Annotated in this window: 14 protein-coding genes and 1 pseudogene; 6 read left to right on the top strand and 9 right to left on the bottom strand. The window is 63.1% G+C overall.

The window, feature by feature from the left end; translation table 11 throughout:
- Nucleotides 1–113: 113 nt before the first annotated feature.
- Nucleotides 114–1,514, top strand: a complete 1,401-nt coding sequence (locus tag ABIB66_RS05480; RefSeq protein ID WP_354206215.1) for a TAXI family TRAP transporter solute-binding subunit — start codon at nt 114–116, stop codon at nt 1,512–1,514.
- A gap of 53 nt (nt 1,515–1,567) precedes the next feature.
- Here ABIB66_RS05480 and ABIB66_RS05475 read toward each other — a convergent pair whose 3' ends face one another.
- A complete protein-coding gene (locus tag ABIB66_RS05475) occupies nt 1,568–2,074 on the bottom strand; it encodes a GNAT family N-acetyltransferase (protein WP_354064044.1) in 507 nt (168 codons plus the stop codon).
- Between the two features lie 474 nt (nt 2,075–2,548).
- Between ABIB66_RS05475 and ABIB66_RS05470 the strand changes: the two genes are divergently transcribed.
- Together ABIB66_RS05470 and ABIB66_RS05465 are read left to right on the top strand one after the other, a co-directional pair.
- Nucleotides 2,549–2,722 carry a hypothetical protein gene (locus ABIB66_RS05470; protein ID WP_275172905.1) on the top strand — a complete coding sequence of 58 codons (174 nt, stop codon included), beginning with the start codon at nt 2,549–2,551 and terminating at the stop codon, nt 2,720–2,722.
- Between the two features lie 14 nt (nt 2,723–2,736).
- Nucleotides 2,737–2,946, top strand: a complete 210-nt coding sequence (locus ABIB66_RS05465) for a hypothetical protein (RefSeq protein WP_027514367.1) — start codon at nt 2,737–2,739, stop codon at nt 2,944–2,946.
- A 20-nt stretch (nt 2,947–2,966) separates the two neighbouring features.
- Here ABIB66_RS05465 and ABIB66_RS05460 read toward each other — a convergent pair whose 3' ends face one another.
- Nucleotides 2,967–3,305 carry a response regulator gene (locus tag ABIB66_RS05460; protein ID WP_275172904.1) on the bottom strand — a complete coding sequence of 113 codons (339 nt, stop codon included), beginning with the start codon at nt 3,303–3,305 and terminating at the stop codon, nt 2,967–2,969.
- A 167-nt stretch (nt 3,306–3,472) separates the two neighbouring features.
- Here ABIB66_RS05460 and ABIB66_RS05455 point away from each other — a divergent pair, with 167 nt between their 5' ends.
- The gene (locus ABIB66_RS05455; RefSeq protein ID WP_354254365.1) at nt 3,473–4,246 is read left to right on the top strand and encodes an SDR family NAD(P)-dependent oxidoreductase; all 774 of its coding nucleotides are present in this window, start codon (nt 3,473–3,475) and stop codon (nt 4,244–4,246) included.
- A gap of 119 nt (nt 4,247–4,365) precedes the next feature.
- On the opposite strand, the pseudogene ABIB66_RS05450 reads toward ABIB66_RS05455, so the two are convergent.
- Nucleotides 4,366–4,515: pseudogene (locus ABIB66_RS05450) on the bottom strand (TetR family transcriptional regulator); the annotation flags it as partial.
- A gap of 77 nt (nt 4,516–4,592) precedes the next feature.
- Entirely contained in the window at nt 4,593–5,549 is a 957-nt protein-coding gene (locus ABIB66_RS05445; protein WP_275172945.1) for a LysR substrate-binding domain-containing protein, read from the bottom strand.
- 109 nt (nt 5,550–5,658) lie between these two features.
- Here ABIB66_RS05445 and ABIB66_RS05440 point away from each other — a divergent pair, with 109 nt between their 5' ends.
- The gene (locus ABIB66_RS05440) at nt 5,659–6,393 is read left to right on the top strand and encodes an SDR family oxidoreductase (RefSeq protein ID WP_354206221.1); all 735 of its coding nucleotides are present in this window, start codon (nt 5,659–5,661) and stop codon (nt 6,391–6,393) included.
- Nucleotides 6,394–6,855: 462 nt separating this feature from the next.
- On the opposite strand, the gene lepA is transcribed toward ABIB66_RS05440, so the two are convergent.
- Entirely contained in the window at nt 6,856–8,667 is a 1,812-nt protein-coding gene (lepA, locus tag ABIB66_RS05435) for a translation elongation factor 4 (RefSeq protein WP_354206223.1), read from the bottom strand.
- Nucleotides 8,668–8,793: 126 nt separating this feature from the next.
- Here lepA and ABIB66_RS05430 point away from each other — a divergent pair, with 126 nt between their 5' ends.
- Entirely contained in the window at nt 8,794–10,416 is a 1,623-nt protein-coding gene (locus tag ABIB66_RS05430; protein WP_354206436.1) for a glycosyltransferase family 39 protein, read from the top strand.
- A gap of 15 nt (nt 10,417–10,431) precedes the next feature.
- Here the strand turns inward: ABIB66_RS05430 and ABIB66_RS05425 are convergent, their stop codons facing one another.
- The 4 genes from ABIB66_RS05425 to ABIB66_RS05410 form a co-directional block, all read right to left on the bottom strand.
- Nucleotides 10,432–10,749 (bottom strand): HPr family phosphocarrier protein, encoded by a 318-nt coding sequence (locus tag ABIB66_RS05425; protein WP_007604995.1) that lies wholly within the window; start codon nt 10,747–10,749, stop codon nt 10,432–10,434.
- Nucleotides 10,746–11,147, bottom strand: a complete 402-nt coding sequence (locus ABIB66_RS05420) for a PTS sugar transporter subunit IIA (protein ID WP_007597752.1) — start codon at nt 11,145–11,147, stop codon at nt 10,746–10,748. The genes ABIB66_RS05425 and ABIB66_RS05420 overlap by 4 nt, the downstream gene beginning before the upstream one ends.
- Nucleotides 11,148–11,280: 133 nt before the next feature.
- Entirely contained in the window at nt 11,281–11,805 is a 525-nt protein-coding gene (locus tag ABIB66_RS05415) for an HPr kinase/phosphorylase (protein ID WP_275172900.1), read from the bottom strand.
- Entirely contained in the window at nt 11,802–13,607 is a 1,806-nt protein-coding gene (locus ABIB66_RS05410; protein ID WP_275172899.1) for a sensor histidine kinase, read from the bottom strand. The genes ABIB66_RS05415 and ABIB66_RS05410 overlap by 4 nt, the downstream gene beginning before the upstream one ends.
- Nucleotides 13,608–13,639: the final 32 nt, after the last annotated feature.

Here is a 13,639-nt window from a genome sequence, read left to right as displayed (position 1 = left end):
AGTGATGATGGCCCCAAGAAACTATTGGTACTGCTCGGACATTATCGTTTTCCAGAACAGCATGATACTCTTCCGAAACAGGCAGCGATTTGGCCTCCAACCGGCAGCGGCAAATGTCCTCGTCTGATGCTCCGATGAAACGCAGTGATGCAGCCCGCCGAGGGCGGAGACAGACGAAGACCTTGCTGCTGATTTTAGCTATCGGATTTCTCGTTTTCGGAGCTGCTGCGGGTACATTGTATTACGCGCTGCGGCCGATAACTCTTCGGATTGCCGTCGGACCGCCGGGAAGCAACGACCACAAAGTGATCGAGGCGATGACCGAGGCCTTTGCTAGCGAAAGCAGGACCGTGAGGTTGTCTCCGATCGCGACTGCCGGAGCGGCCGAAGCTCTCGCTCTGCTCGGTGCCGGCAAGGCCGACCTTGCGGTCGGTCGCGGCGATCTGGAAATGCCGGCCGACGCGCAAACAGTCGTCATCTTGCGCAAGAATTTCGTCGTGCTGTGGTCTTCTTCGGGACCGGCGGGCAAGGGCTCCAAGCGAAAGCCGGCGCCGAAAATCAAGGAGATCGCCGATCTCGCAGGGCGCAGGGTAGGGGTGATCGGCGCGACCCCGGCGAACGCCGCGTTGCTGAGAGTCATCCTGAGCGCCGCCGGTGTGGAGCCGGACAAGGTCACGGTCGCTCAATTCGGCACGGGCCAGCTCGAGGAGCTGGCGCGTGACCCGAGCCTCGACGCCTTCATGGCGGTCGGTCCGCTCGATAGCAAGATAACCGCCGACGCGATTGCCGCGACCGCCCGGACGCGGGGCGAGCCGAAATTTCTCGCGATCGACGCATCGGAAACCATCGCCCTGAAGCATCCTCGTTATGAATCGGAGGAAATTCCGCCAAGCATTTTCAATGCGAATCCAGCCCGGCCGGACGACAAGGTGGAGACCGTCAGTGTCAGCCATTTGATCGTCGCGCGGAATGCCTTGTCCGAAACGACAGTGGCGGCGTTTTACCGCCAGCAATTCGCCCTCCGCCAGGCGATCGCCAGGCAGGTGCCTGGCGCTGCGCAAATCACCAAGCCGGACACCGAGAAAGAAGCCGAGCTGCCGGTTCACCGGGGAGCGGCGGCCGTGATCGACGGGACCGAGCGCACCTTCCTCGACAGGTACGGCGACTACTTCTGGTTTGCGCTCCTGCTTCTCTCCGGCATCGGCTCGGCCGGCGCCTGGCTGCGTCAATATCTGAATCGGGATGAACGCGACGAGAACACTGGCCATCGCAACAGAATTCTGGCGCTGGTTTCCAAGGTGCGCACTGCGGAGTTCGACCACGAACTGCTGGCCATGCAGCAGGAGGTCGATGCCATCATCGAGGAAACGCTTGGCTGCTACGATGATGGCGCCATCGAGGAGGAGGAGCTGGCAGCCTTCGGCCTGGTGCTCGAACTGTTCGATCATGCCCTCAGCGAGAGGCGCGCAGCGTTGCAAACCCCTCCTTCGAACGTGCTCGCCGCGCGGCGGTAGCGATAGAGTAAGCCCGCTGCCCGCTGAATCCCGGAGAACAGTCCAAAACGGATCTAGGTCGGGTCCTGTAGCAGGCGCTCCATGATGATCGTGCGTTCGTCACCATGATAGCTGTCGTGCACCGCCTTGAACCCGAGCCGCGCGTAGAAAGTCTCGGCGGTGACGGAAGAAGGGACGGTCAGCGAAGCAACGTTTCGTGCGCGCGCCGTGCGCTCGATCTCGGCCATCAGCAGCTTGCCGATGCCCCGGGCCTGAACATCGGGAGCCACGAAGACGGTGCGGACCACATTTCCGTCGAGACCTGCGGTCGCAACGATGCGGCTGCGGATCGTGGCGACAAAGACGGTGCGTAGTCCGATCAGCCGCCGTACGGCTTCGGGACTGAAGCCATGCGCGATCCTTTCGATGATCCCGTCCGCATAGTCCTTCGCGTTCGTTTCCCGCAGTGCCCACAAGATGACCGCGCTGATCTCATCGGCATCATCTGCGAGTGCGGGCCGGATTGTGCATTCCATGGGTCGCTCCAGTCGTCGCGCCGGGTTCGCGGCCGTGAAAAGCACAATGACCGCTCGCTATTGCAGTCCCAGACCGCTGCAGTACCACGCCATGTCTTCGTGTCTCCAGCCGCGCTTGACGCCTGATTCCTTGCATTCATTGTAGGTCTTGAAGTTTGCTCCGTTTCGGCAGCCTGACGGGTAGCTCCCGAAGCCGCCACCCGAGGTGGAACATGCGACCGAGCTGGCCGCCGTGGGCGGGGCGGCCGGGGTTTTGGGAGCTGCGTGCGCTGATGTGATCGACAGAATGATCAAGCTCCCTAACGCAAAAACCGAAGCTTTCATTGCCTTCTCCTGATCCGAGGGATGCGCGATACTATCACAAGATGTGTTATGGCGCGAGACGCAACCTGAATGAAAGAGCACTGCGCTGCACGCGCTTTCTGGTTTCTCCATTCGACAGCAAACCGCGACTGCGTCGGTTCCTTCGGAGGAACGGTCATCAGCTCCAGACGTTTGAGGTAGCGAAAGGACACTTGCATGACCGAGAAATTCGATCCGGCACCGCCGGACAAGAACGCGGAAGATCTCAAGCGTGGCATCCGACGCGACAAGGCCAAGGACGACGAGTTGGAAAAGGGCTTGAAGGACAGTTTCCCGGCGTCGGACCCGGTGAGCAGCACCCAGGCGTCCGAGGCAACACCGGACGCATGAAGGAGGGATAGATTATGGGCCTCGCAGCCTATGATATTGTTGGCAGGGACGGCGCCTGGCACGTCGACCACGATGGCGAAATCCGGAATACTTACCAGACCAAGGAAGCCGCTTTCGAGGCGGCTGTTGCGGCGGCATCGCTCGCCATGCGGCAGGGTCACTCTGTCCGGCTGACGGTGCCGGAGAGCGAGAACGCCGTCGGCGCAGAAAATTCGGGCGGATGACCTCCGAGGATATTCCGATTCTAAACGGCCGCCAGCAAATGGGCGGGCGCAAACGGCTTGTGCAAGAAGGTCGTGTTGGGCGGCAGCGGCGCCATCACCGTCCCGGACATCAGCACGATGTTGAGTCCGGGATGGGCACTGCGAGCGTACTCTGCGAGCTCGAGCCCGGTCATTCTCCCCGCGAGGTTGTGATCGGTGATGAGCGCCCGTAGCTCCGTGCCCGTCGATGCCACGATAAGCTCCGCCGCTTCTGCGGTGGCACATTCGACGACTTCGAACCCTTCGTCCTTGAGAAGGTCGGATAGAACTTCGCGCTGGAGCGAGTCGTCCTCGACCAGCAGCATGACGAAATTCGACATGCGGTCATTCCTAACTTATCGAATGTTAATGCGCGTCCTGGAAGATTGTTCGGTTCTGGTGTCTTCGTTCGGCGCTCTTTGCGCCACGGCATGATCAGTCGAACATGTTGCATTCTCCTTGAGCTTTCGACGGAGGCACCGAAGCGGGGAATCGAACTGGAGCGGCAATGGCAATCGTCTTCATCACGGGCAGTACGGACGGTTTGGGCCGGGCAGCTGCCCAGTCTCTCCTCGAACAGGGCCACCAGGTGGTCCTGCACGCGCGATCAGCGGAACGTGCGGCGGCAATCGCCGGGCTTGAATCGCATTCCGCGCGGGTCGTGATCGGCGACCTCAAGAGCGCCGCCCAGACCAGGCACGTGGCAGATCAGGTCAACGCAATCGGGCGAATGGACGCGGTCATCCACAACGCCGGGGTCTATACCGAGCGCAGCCGCGGCCCGACGCCCGAAGGCCACGCCACCACCCTGGCGGTCAACACGCTCGCGCCCTATTTGCTCACCGCCCTGATGAAACGCCCCGATCGCCTGGTCTATCTCAGCAGCGGACTACATCGCGGCGGAGAGGGATCGTTGAGCGATCTCGACTGGACAAGGCGAACCTGGGATCCGGCCAAGGCGTACGCGGAGAGCAAGCTGCACATGGTCGCGCTGGCCTTTGCCTTGGCGCGGCGTTGGCCGCAGGTGCCGAGCAACGCGGTCGATCCCGGCTGGGCGCGCACCAAAATGGGCGGTGCCGGAGCGCCGGTCGGCGTGGCCACCGGACAACGGACGCAGACCTGGCTGGCGGTGAACGACGATCCCGCCGCCCTGGTCAGCGGTCATTACTGGCATGACCTCCGGCGCCAAGAGCCGGCGCACGAAGCGACGGACCGCGATTTTCAGGAGAGACTTCTCGACAGACTGGGCGAGTTGACGGGGGTGACGTTGCCTCCGGCGTAAAGGCATTTAGCCTTGCGTCACAGGTCTAGCAAAGTCTCTGCCGATTGGCGACGCTTCGGCGCAACATGATCGGATATGGAGACAGGCACGGGTGTGAGGTGGCCGACAACTGAGCGGTATCAGCCGCGAGCAGGCGAACTGCGCCCGGAAACTGTAATTGTCCGAACGACAAGGGCGATGCGTTTGTCGCGCGCGGCAGGTCTGATGAGGCCTGAACGTTCGAGTTCAACGAGGCCATGAAGCGCCGCCCCTGGCGTTTTCAACGCGATCGGGCAGAAGGCGACGTTAGAAGGCAGCCGTCGCCTCTGTTAACGGTCCCCGGCGGGCGTTGGCGAGACTGCAAGCTTCATCTCTCGACATCCTGACCGGCTTTGGCGACCACGTCGTCCCATGAAGGTCGCGACGTGAAGACTTCGGACAAGAACGCGATGAAGCTCGTCACATTGGGATTGCCGCGTCGACTTTCCGGCCAAAGTGCGGTGATGTTGGTCCTCGGAACGGCGAAATTCTGCAACACCGGCAAGAGCTCCTTTCGCCGCACGTAGGGTGCTGCGACGTAGGTGGGCGTAATGCCGATACCGCCACCCGACGCAATGGCCACGGCGACGGCATCGCTGACGTCGGTGATGATCCCGGCATCGGGAACGAGCTCGATCGAGCGGTCCCCGACGATCAAAGGCCACCGAAAAATCTGCCCCGAACTCTGGAAGCGAAAGTTTACGCAGTCATGATTGACCAGCTCGTGCGGGCTCATCGGCGTTCCGCGCCGAGCCAGATATTCCGGTGACGCGAATGCGCAGATGCGGTGAGGCGCGAGTTGCCGTGAGATCAGCCGAGAATCGGCAAGCTCGCCGACGCGGATCGCCACATCGATGCCCTCTTCAATAAGATCGACGAACTGATCGCCGAGCCGCAGGTCTATCGCAAGTTTTGGATAGCGACTGCGAAAGCGCGGCAACGCCGCGGCGAGAATATGGGTGCCGATCGGCAGAGGCGCTGCAATCCTCAAAACGCCAGAGGGCTCGGACCGCGCGGCAGATGCCGCCTGTTCGATCGCATCCGCTTCCCGCAAAAGGCGCAGTGTCCGCTCGTGCAGATCTCGGCCTTCCGAGGTCAAGGTCAGCGAGCGGGTGGTTCGGCTGAACAGGCGGAGGCCAAGACGCTGCTCCAGTCTTTGAACGCTTTTGCTGACGGCCGAAGGCGAGACGCCGAGAGCGCGAGCGGCGGCGGTATAGCTGCCAAGCGATCCGGAGCGGGCGAAGGCGATAAGTCCGGTCAGTCGGTCGAGGCTGATTTGTTCCATGGCGGCATAATAGAGCCGACAATGTGCCGGATTATCAAGCAAAACCGAGGCGTCTAGATTGAGTCCATCGGCCGCGCGTTGGGCGCTGCCCTTCGAAAGGACCGCCTTCATGACCGATTTGCCCTCCAGCTCTCTCAAGGACCAAACTGTCGTCATTTTCGGTGGTACGTCGGGAATTGGCCTTGCCGCGGCCCAACAGGCCCAAGCAGCCGGTGGCAAAGTCATCGTTATCGGGCTCGGTGCCGCGGGAGCTGAGCGGGTTGCCTCCGAGAATGGGTTCGCCGGTTGGCGCTCCGCCGATGTGACCAAACCTGAAACGATCGCCGCCGCACTAGCTGATATCCCCCACGTCGATCATCTCGTTCTGCTTGCCGGCAGTTTCGTCGCGGGCAAGATATTTGCGGCGGACGTCAATCATTTGCGCCGCGCTTTCGATGAGCGCATCTGGGCGGCTGTTCATGTCCTGCGCAGCCTCGGAAGCCGAATTGCCGCCGACGGATCAGTCACTTTCATTTCCGGAGCCTTGGCCGACCGACCAAACGCATACGGCACCGCCGTGCTTGCCGCCGCCTCGGCTGCTATGGAAGCCTTCGCCCGGGGCCTCGCCCTGGAATTGGCCCCGCTCCGCGTGAACACGTTGTCGCCTGGAACGATCGATACGCCTCTGCTCGCGCGCACACTTGGCGACGGCCGCGATGATTACGTGGCGGCTCTCAAGGACAAGCTGCCGCTGCACCGCCTTGGCACGGCGCAGGAAGCCGGAAACGCTGTGGTCTTCCTGATGAGCAACCGCTTCATGAATGGCGAGACGCTTCACATCGATGGCGGTGCCCGTCTCGTCTGATTATTTGATTATGGCTTGCGACATGCTTGCTGAATCCCGGCTTTGCGCAGCAGCGTTGCACGCTGCAGCGCGTCAGGAGGGGCAAAATAGACGTCGCAGGCGTGAACGAGCGAGGTCGTCATTGTTCGTTTCAGATCCTACGTCGTCGCGGCCAGCGTGACGAGCTTTGCGCACGCTTCAAGAAGCTGGAACGATCAAGTGCACACGCCTCAGAATTGAAAGCTCGACATCGCAGGCCTGCACACAACAGCTCGCCAATCCCACGGCTTGCGATTATGGCATCATGCTCCTGTTTTGCCCGACGAGTCAAATAGATTTCGTAAAATCGGAAGCTCGAAAAAAACCAATGCCAACAACGTGCCGGCTACTGTGCATGGGGTTGTTTTCGCGTTTTTTATTGTCCGCCCAAAGGTCCCGAACCGGTCCTGTCTCATCTCGCTAGAGCCGGGCGAGGCGCTCGCCTCAGCTGTCCACCTTCAGCGCGGCGATGAAGGCTTCCTGCGGGATGTCGACCTTGCCGAACTGCCGCATCTTCTTCTTGCCTTCCTTCTGCTTCTCCAGAAGTTTCCGTTTGCGCGTGATGTCGCCGCCGTAGCACTTTGCGGTGACGTCCTTGCGCAGCGCGCGGACCGTTTCGCGCGCGATCACCTTGCCGCCGATCGCCGCCTGGATCGGGATCTGGAACATGTGCGGCGGGATCAAATCCTTCATCTTCTCGACCATGGCGCGGCCGCGGCCTTCGGCGCGGGTGCGATGCACCAGCATCGAGAGTGCGTCGACCGGCTCGTTGTTGACCAGGATCTGCATCTTGACCAGATCGGCCGGCTTGTAGTCGGTGAGATGATAGTCGAACGAGGCGTAGCCCTTGGAGACCGACTTCAGGCGGTCGTAGAAGTCGAACACGACCTCGTTGAGCGGCAGATCGTATTTCACCATGGCGCGGGAGCCGACGTAAGTCAGCTCCTTCTGCGAGCCGCGGCGGTCCTGGCACAGCTTCAGCACGCTGCCGAGATATTCGTCGGGGGTGAGGATCGTGGCCTCGATCCAGGGCTCCTGGATCTCCGCGATCTTGACCACGTCAGGCATGTCGATGGGATTGTGGATCTCGATCTCGGTGCCGTCGTTGAGCTTCATCTTGTAGATGACGCTCGGCGCGGTCGCGATCAGATTGAGATCGAACTCGCGCGACAGCCGCTCCTGAATGATCTCCAGATGCAACAGACCGAGGAAGCCGCAGCGGAAGCCGAAGCCGAGTGCGGCCGAGGTTTCCATTTCGAACGAGAAGCTGGCGTCGTTGAGCCGCAGCTTGCCCATCGCGGCCCGCAGTGTTTCGAAGTCGTCGGCATCGACCGGGAACAGGCCGCAGAACACCACCGGGATCGCCGGCTTGAAGCCCGGCAGCATTTCGGTAACAGGCTTCCTGTCGTCGGTGATGGTGTCGCCGACGCGGGTGTCGGCGACTTCCTTGATCGCGGCGGTGATGAAGCCGATCTCGCCGGGGCCGAGCTCGTCGACCTGCGTCATCTTCGGCGTGAAGAAGCCGACGCGCTCGATGTCATAGGCAGCGCCCGTGCCCATCATGCGGACGCGGCTGCCCTTCTTCATGACGCCGTCGACGACGCGGATCAGCACGACCACGCCGAGATAGACGTCGTACCAGCTGTCGACCAGCAACGCCTTCAGCGTCGCATCGCGATCGCCCTTCGGCGGCGGCAGGCGCGTGACGATGGCCTCCAACACATCGGGCACGCCGAGGCCGGTCTTGGCCGAGATCATCACCGCGTCGGACGCGTCAATGCCGATGACGTCCTCGATCTGCTGTTTGACCTTCTCGGGCTCTGCGGCGGGAAGGTCGACCTTGTTCAGCACCGGGACGATCTCGTGATTGTTGTCGAGCGCCTGGTAGACGTTGGCGAGCGTCTGTGCCTCCACGCCCTGGCTGGCATCGACCACCAGCAGGGAACCCTCGCAGGCCGCCAGCGACCGCGAGACTTCGTAGGCGAAGTCGACATGGCCGGGCGTGTCCATCAGGTTGAAGATGTAATCCTTGCCGTCCTTGGCTTTGTACGCAAGACGCACCGTCTGCGCCTTGATGGTGATGCCGCGCTCGCGCTCGATGTCCATGGAATCGAGCACCTGCTCCTTCCCCGCCATTTCCCGGTCGGTGAGACCGCCGGTCATCTGGATCAGGCGATCGGCCAGCGTCGATTTGCCATGGTCGATATGGGCGACGATGGAGAAATTGCGGATGTTGGAAATGGGGACGGTCGTCATGGGCGCGGGATACCACTCACATCCCCGTGCGGCAACCATATTGCTGTAATTTCAGGGCCTTTGTTCACGCCAAGCTGATTCCACGAAGGCCCGAAACGCGCTACGCAACGCCTGATGTCCAGGCCCATGTCGACGACCTCGATCCCGTCTGCCCGAGCGCGCGCGAAGACCCGGGTGAGCTATGCCCGCTTTCGGGCCTGGCTGGTTGCCAGCGCGACCCGGCCGGAGGCGCGCCTGTGGCTGGTGATCCAGCTCGCCATCCTGCATGCGGTGCTCTGGACCTTCATCCTGATCAATCTCAAGGCCGCGCAGGACGTTCACATGGACGTCGCGGAAGCCTGGGGCTGGGGCCAGAAATTCCTCTGGGGCTATGGCAAGCACCCGCCGCTGTCGGGCTGGGTCGCCGGCCTCTGGTTCACGATGTTCCCGCCGACGGACTGGGCGACCTATGCGCTGGCGATGGCGACCGTCAGCACCGGCATGGTGATCTGCTGGCTGATCGCGCTGCGCGTCGTGGATGCGCGGCGCGCGTTCCTGGTCGTGGTGATGGTCGCGCTCTACCCGATCTTCAATTTCAAGGGCTTCAAGTACAATCCCGACCTGCTCCAGCTCGTCACCTTGCCGCTCCTCGTGCTCGCTTATCTCAATGCGTTCGAGAAGCGGAGCTGGCAATCCGGAGTCTTGCTCGGGCTTGCCGGCGCGCTGGCGCTAATGACCAAATACTGGGTGCTGACCATGATCGGCGCCATCGGGCTTGCCGCGCTGATCCATCCGGAGCGATTGAGTTTCCTGTCGTCACCGGCGCCATGGGTTGCGATCGCGACGATGGTGATGGCGATGATCCCGCACATCGTCTGGCTGGCGGACGCGCATTTCTTGCCGCTGGCCTATGCCGGCGACACCTACAGCCTCGAGGACAGCGGCCAGGTGCATCAGCTGGTGGCCGGCTATGCCCTGCACAATGTCGCGCTGCTGGCATTGCCGGTGGCGCTGGCCGCGCTGGCGATGGCGCTGGTGCCGCCTTGGTTCAGGCTGCTCCTGCATGCGCCCTTGCGCATCGTCACGCGGGCCTGGGCGCGCGGCGCGAATGCGAGCGTGAACCTTTCGCAGGCGCGCAACGTCTGGCTCATTCAGATCATCGTCGCGGTCGGCCCCGCGCTCGGCGCGCTGGCCTTCAGTATCTACATGAAGACCGATTGGGGCATCTCGCTGTTCTTTCTGGTGCCGCTCGCGCTGGTCGCGATCCCGGCCTTGCGGGTGCAAAGTGCTGCGCTATTCAACATTGTCGCGATCTGGCTCGTGCTCAGCGTCGCCACGCTCATTGCCTCGCCCTGGATCGCCGCGCGCGAGATGGCGGCTAATGCCGGCAACACGGCGACCTATGGCGCGCGCTCGGATCTCGCGCGCGAGCTGACGCAGGCCTGGCACGCGCGCTTCGCCTCGCGCTGGGCGGTCGTTGCCGGCACCATGGAGTCGATCCAGCCGATGGTGTTCTACAGCCCGGACCATCCGGCTGCGTTCACGCCGCTCGAAGCCTGGGGGTCCGGGTTGATTTCGCCCGATGACGTTAAGCGATACGGCTTCATCGGCGTGTTCGATCCGGCCGACGGTCGCCTGCCAGCGTTCGAGAAATGGGTGTCCGAGGTTGCGCCGAACGCCGAGCGCATCGTGATGACGACGCGCCGTTTCACCCACGGCAAAGCCGGTCCGTCGATGAGCTGGAACATCTACATCGCGCCGCCGAAGTGATCGAGGCGACGCCGCCTAAATCCCTTCCTCGTTGAATTTGCTTTCAACGAGTTCGGTGATCGCCGCGAGCGCGGCTTCGGCATCATCGCCGGCAGCGGCGACCGTGATGGTGGTGCCGGGACCGGCGGCGAGCATCATCAGGCCCATGATCGAGGTGCCGCCGACGGTTTCGCCGCCGCGCGTTACCCAGACCTGCGCGCTGAAGCGCTCGACGGCCTGGACGAACTTTGCGGAGGCCCGCGCATGCAGGCCGCGCTTGTTGATGATCAGAAGGTCCTTGGAGATCGCGCCCGCGGGCACGCCCGTCCCGGCTTGCGGCGCCTCGTCGCTCATTTGCCGGCGAGGACGCGGCTGGCGATGGTGACGTATTTGCGGCCGGCTTCCTGGGCCATCGCGATCGCGTCGGGGAGCGGACGCTCCTCGCGCACCTTGGCGAGCTTCACCAGCATGGGAAGGTTGATGCCCGCGAGCACTTCGACCTTCGGCCGGCTCATGCAGGATATTGCCAGGTTCGACGGCGTGCCGCCGAACATGTCGGTGAGGATCGCGACGCCGTCGCCGGAATCGACGCGGTTAACCGCCTCGATGATGTCGCTTCGACAGAGATCGGAATCATCTTCGGCGCCGATCGTGATCGCTTCGATTTGCTTTTGTGGGCCCATGACATGTTCAAGCGCTGCCTTGAATTCGTCGGCAAGGCGCCCGTGGGTCACAAGTACTAGACCAATCATCGGAAAACTCCTCGCGGGCGCTTTTGGTGCACCGCACGAACGCGCCACTTTGACCATCCAGAGCCCCCGCGCAAGAGGGGATGTTGCGTATCTCCCTGAATCTAGACGGATGGATAAGGGGAGCTGCGCCGGTCTATTCGGTCGCGAGTGTGGGGTTCATATGGTTACCATTTCCCTTCAAACAATCGCCTGAAGGGTTAACGGAAGATGAACTCTTGGTAGTGGTCAAGGCCGCGACAACCAGTGGGAGGGGCGAATAGTCGCGGCCGATCGGGATTCGCGGTATTTCAACACCTAAAATGGCTGTTTTTAGGGATTCGTCCGGCGGCAGCCGCTCCGCATCCGCAGCGTCCAGATCGACCACGAGACCGACGGTCGCATGCTCCACGAAGTCGCAGCGGCGGATTCCCAGCCCCCGAATCTCGATCAGCCCGGCCAGGACCGGAGCGGGGCGGACCTCAATTTCCCGGCCGACTGTCGCCAGATGGACACGGTCATCACCGACCAGAACGGCCCTTTCGAGCACGCCGCTACGTCCCGCCATGATCAAATCGAAGGCAAGGCGCGACTTGCCGGAGCCCGAGGGCCCGCGGATCAGCACCGCCAGATCTCCAACCTTGACCGCCGAGGCGTGAATGCTGGGGCCGCCGTCGCTCATAGCGCCGGCAGCCTCACCACGAAGCGCGCGCCGACGACACTCGGCGCTCCGTCCTCGTCCGCCGGGCCGGGACGGTTCTCCGCCCAGATGCGTCCGCCATGCGCGTCGACGATCTGCTTGGAGATCGAAAGGCCGAGGCCGGAGTTCTGGCCAAAGCCCTGATGAGGGCGGTCGGTGTAGAAGCGCTCGAAGATGCGCTCCAGCGCGTCATCCCGGATTCCGGGGCCGTCGTCGTCGACCACGATCTCGATCTCTCCGCGCACGCGGCGGCAGGTGAGGCGCACCTTGTTGCCGGGCTCGGAGAAGGACTGTGCATTCGAGAGCAGGTTGGAGACTATCTGTCCGAGCCGAGAATCGTGGCCCGTCACGGCGAAATTATCAGTCGGGCCGCGGCCCTCGAAACGCATTTCGACCGCGACGTCATGGCCGAGCTTGGTTTCATTGGCGACGGAGACGAGCGTCGTCAGCAGGCGGCGCAGGTCGACCGGGATCGCATCCTGGCGCTGCAGTTCGGCATCGAGACGGCTGGCATCGGAGATGTCCGAGATCAGCCGGTCGAGCCGCTTGACGTCATGCTCGATTACCTCGAGCAGGCGCGCGCGGCTGTTCTCGTTGCGCGCCAGCGGCAACGTCTCGACCGCGGAGCGCAAAGAGGTCAGCGGGTTCTTCAATTCGTGCGCGACGTCGGCGGCGAACATCTCGATCGCTTCGATGCGGCTGTAGAGTGCACTGGTCATGTCGCGCAGCGCACCGGAGAGATGGCCGATCTCGTCGCGACGGCGGGTGAAGTCGGGAATCTCGACCCGGGTCCTGATCCGGCGGCGGATCAGCTCGGCGCTGTCGGCGAGCCGGCGGACCGGACCTGCGATCGTGCTGGCCAGCAGCAGCGACAGCATGATCATGACCGCTGCGGCGACGCCGCCCACCTTGAGGATGGCGAGGCGCTCGGCGGTGACCATCTGGTCGATGTCGTCGCCCTGCGTCGACAGCATCAGCGCGCCGTGGATGGCGCGCGAGCGCAGCACGGGGACCGCGACCGAGACGATCACCTCGCCGCGCGCATTGACCCGCACCATCGAGCGCTTCTGGCCCTGGAGCGCGTCGCCGACCTCCGCATAGCCGTTGCCGTTCTCGGGCCCGAGCTCGCGATAGAGCGGCAGGTCGCCGCGATTGAGCCAGGTGCGGGCCGCGACCATGCCGCGTTCGACGATGCCCGGCTTCTCGGCGGAGACTGACGGCAGGGGGAAGCGCACCACGGTCTCGAGGCTGCGGCTGTCGACCAGCAGGCTGCCGTTCGGGTCGTAGATGCGGGCGCGCGTCTTGGTCGGCGAGATCAGCGTGCGCAGCACCGGCGCCACGCGCTCCGGATTGATCGGAAAATCCAGCGGGGAATACTCGTCCGAGCCGCCATAGGTCTCGCCCGGCTTGAGGTCGAGCAACCGGTCGGGGTCGATGGTGATGGCATTGGTCTGCACCGTCGCGGAGGCCGCGATGGCGCCGGCGATGATCTCCGCCTGTACCAGCAGGCTCTGCGCGCGGGCGTCGATCAAGCCGGCGCGGAATTGCGACAGGTAGAGGATGCTCGCCACCAGCGCGACGAGGCCGGCGAGGTTGAGCGAGACGATGCGGCGGGTCAGGCTCGAAAAGGAAAGCGCGAAGAAGAACTGCCCGGCGCGCTTCAGCCAGTTCAGCGGACGCCAGCCCCGCACGGCCGGCTTGTCCTCGGCCAATTGATCCGAAGCGCCGTGGGCGGTGACGTCCTCGGCGTTCTGGTTCTCGTCAGGCTGCGTTCGGTCAAGCAATGCTCACGCCCGCGTTAGGACAGCTCGTGCGA

This window comes from Bradyrhizobium sp. F1.13.3, assembly GCF_040548265.1.
Taxonomy (GTDB): Bacteria; Pseudomonadota; Alphaproteobacteria; order Rhizobiales; family Xanthobacteraceae; genus Bradyrhizobium.
Note: the sequence above shows the minus strand (reverse complement) of the source record. Positions and strands in the feature narration are given on the sequence as shown.

Coding starts and splice junctions, on each gene's coding strand:
- lepA (WP_354206223.1), bottom strand. CDS start 8,667: ATGACGACCGTCCCCATTTCCAACATCCGCAATTTCTCCATCGTCGCC.
- ABIB66_RS05445 (WP_275172945.1), bottom strand. CDS start 5,549: ATGGAACAAATCAGCCTCGACCGACTGACCGGACTTATCGCCTTCGCC.
- ABIB66_RS05420 (WP_007597752.1), bottom strand. CDS start 11,147: ATGATTGGTCTAGTACTTGTGACCCACGGGCGCCTTGCCGACGAATTC.
- ABIB66_RS05415 (WP_275172900.1), bottom strand. CDS start 11,805: ATGAGCGACGGCGGCCCCAGCATTCACGCCTCGGCGGTCAAGGTTGGA.
- ABIB66_RS05465 (WP_027514367.1), top strand. CDS start 2,737: ATGGGCCTCGCAGCCTATGATATTGTTGGCAGGGACGGCGCCTGGCAC.
- ABIB66_RS05480 (WP_354206215.1), top strand. CDS start 114: ATGTCCTCGTCTGATGCTCCGATGAAACGCAGTGATGCAGCCCGCCGA.
- ABIB66_RS05430 (WP_354206436.1), top strand. CDS start 8,794: ATGTCGACGACCTCGATCCCGTCTGCCCGAGCGCGCGCGAAGACCCGG.
- ABIB66_RS05455 (WP_354254365.1), top strand. CDS start 3,473: ATGGCAATCGTCTTCATCACGGGCAGTACGGACGGTTTGGGCCGGGCA.
- ABIB66_RS05470 (WP_275172905.1), top strand. CDS start 2,549: ATGACCGAGAAATTCGATCCGGCACCGCCGGACAAGAACGCGGAAGAT.
- ABIB66_RS05440 (WP_354206221.1), top strand. CDS start 5,659: ATGACCGATTTGCCCTCCAGCTCTCTCAAGGACCAAACTGTCGTCATT.
- ABIB66_RS05460 (WP_275172904.1), bottom strand. CDS start 3,305: ATGTCGAATTTCGTCATGCTGCTGGTCGAGGACGACTCGCTCCAGCGC.
- ABIB66_RS05425 (WP_007604995.1), bottom strand. CDS start 10,749: ATGAGCGACGAGGCGCCGCAAGCCGGGACGGGCGTGCCCGCGGGCGCG.